The 1,997-nt window shown below is 39.9% G+C and carries 3 protein-coding genes and 1 pseudogene; all 4 read left to right on the forward strand.

Annotated features, from left to right (window positions below; all coding sequences use genetic code 11):
• Positions 1 to 141: urease subunit gamma (locus DYY66_RS11010; protein ID WP_166289304.1), on the forward strand; the 141-nt coding region annotated here is incomplete at its 5' end.
• A 4-nt stretch (positions 142 to 145) separates the two neighbouring features.
• On the forward strand, positions 146 to 439 hold a 294-nt coding region (gene ureB, locus DYY66_RS11015; protein WP_166289307.1), incomplete at its 3' end, for an urease subunit beta.
• A gap of 18 nt (positions 440 to 457) precedes the next feature.
• On the forward strand, positions 458 to 1,793 hold a 1,336-nt coding region (ureC, locus tag DYY66_RS11020; RefSeq protein WP_255496444.1), incomplete at its 3' end, for an urease subunit alpha.
• A 1-nt stretch (position 1,794) separates the two neighbouring features.
• Positions 1,795 to 1,997 (forward strand): annotated as a pseudogene (locus DYY66_RS15005) (amidohydrolase family protein); the annotation flags it as partial.

Consider the following 1,997-nt stretch of genomic DNA (forward strand, 5'->3'; position numbering starts at 1 on the left):
GAGCTTATGAGCTCTGGAAGAAAAGTCTTGGCAAGAGATGATGTATTGCCGGGCGTACCAGAATTAATCAAGACAGTACAAACTGAGGCGACCTTTGAAGATGGAACCAAACTTGTCACGGTGCATGATCCAATAGTGTGATGTAATGATTCCAGGAGAATATTTCCTAAATGATATACCAATTATTGCAAATAAAGGCAAGAAAACAGTAAAGGTCAGGGTCAGCAACTCTGGAGATAGGCCAATACAGGTAGGCTCTCATACACATTTCTTTGAAACTAACAAGGCCCTTGTTTTTTCTCGCCAGAAATCTTATGGGTGTCACCTCAATATTCCCTCAGGCACCTCAGTGCGATTTGAGCCAGGGGATACAAAGGAGATAGAACTGACAGAATTTGGAGGCTTGAAAATAGTTTATGGATTCAATGGACTTGTCAACNAAGGATAGTGATAAGACATGACACTGGTAATTCCTAGAAAACAATACGTGGATCTTTATGGACCTACCAAAGGTGATAAGATCAGACTTGCTGATACTGATCTCATAATTGAGATCGAGAAAGATTTTCAAAATTATGGAGATGAGATAGTTTTTGGTGGTGGCAAAAGCGCAAGAGATGGAATGGGACAAGCAAGCGGTGTCACCAGTAAAAATTCTCCAGATCTTGTCATAACAAATGCAACTATTCTTGATCCAGTTCTTGGCATTGTCAAGGCCGACATTGGTATCAAAAATGGATTGATATTTGGAATAGGAAAAGCAGGTAATCCAAATGTTATGGATGGAATTGACATGGTCATATCTGCAAATACTGAGATAATTGCAGGTGAACACATCATATGTACTCCTGGCATAATTGATACCCATATCCATTTTATTGCACCACAGCAGGCAATAGATGCAATTTGTAGCGGTACCACTACAATGATTGGTGGTGGAACAGGTCCTGCTGATGGTACAAAAGCTACCACATGTACTCCTGGTCCTTGGAACATTCACAGAATGCTCGAAGCACTTGATGAATTGCCTCTAAATTTTGGTCTGCTTGGGAAAGGAAATGACTCACTAGAACCTGCATTGATGGAACAAATTGCTGCAGGAGCTTGCGGCTTGAAACTGCATGAAGATTGGGGTACTACGCCCGCAACTATAGATGCAGCATTAAAAGTTGCAGATAAAACTGACACTCAGGTGGCTATCCACACAGATACACTAAACGAGTGTGGTTTTGTTGACGATACAATAGATGCAATAGGTGGAAGAACAATCCATACCTATCATACAGAAGGTGCTGGTGGAGGACATGCTCCAGATATTATGAAAATAGCAGGTAACAAGAATATTCTTCCTTCCTCTACAAATCCAACAAGACCATTTACAGTCAATACTCTTGATGAACACCTAGACATGATGATGGTTTGTCATCATCTGAATTCTTCTGTAAGGGAGGATGTGGCATTTGCAGAATCAAGAATTAGAGGCGAAACAATAGCTGCAGAAGATGTCTTACATGATATTGGTGCACTGAGCATGTATTCTTCTGATAGTCAAGCAATGGGTAGAGTTGGAGAGGTAGGAATCAGAACATGGCAAACAGCTGATAAAATGAAAAAAATGTCTGGTCGATTACCAGATGAAATAGGAGACAATGATAATCTTCGTGTAAAAAGATATCTTGCAAAACTTACTATCAATCCTGCCATAACACATGGAATCTCTGATTATGTTGGTTCAATTGAAACTGGTAAGTTGGCTGATATTGTAATGTGGTCTCCAGAATTTTTTGGTGTAANTATCATGTTGGTTCTCTTGAGCCTGGCAAGTTAGCTGATATTGTAATGTGGTCTCCAGAATTTTTTGGTGTAAAACCAAGACTTGTGATAAAAGGAGGTTTTATTGCTTATTCCTTAATGGGAGATCCTAACGCATCAATTCCAACACCTGAGCCAGTCTACTATCGACCAATGTTTGGTGCAATGGGAAAAACAAATTATTC

This window comes from Candidatus Nitrosotalea sp. FS, assembly GCF_011319475.1.
Classification (GTDB): domain Archaea; phylum Thermoproteota; class Nitrososphaeria; order Nitrososphaerales; family Nitrosopumilaceae; genus Nitrosotalea.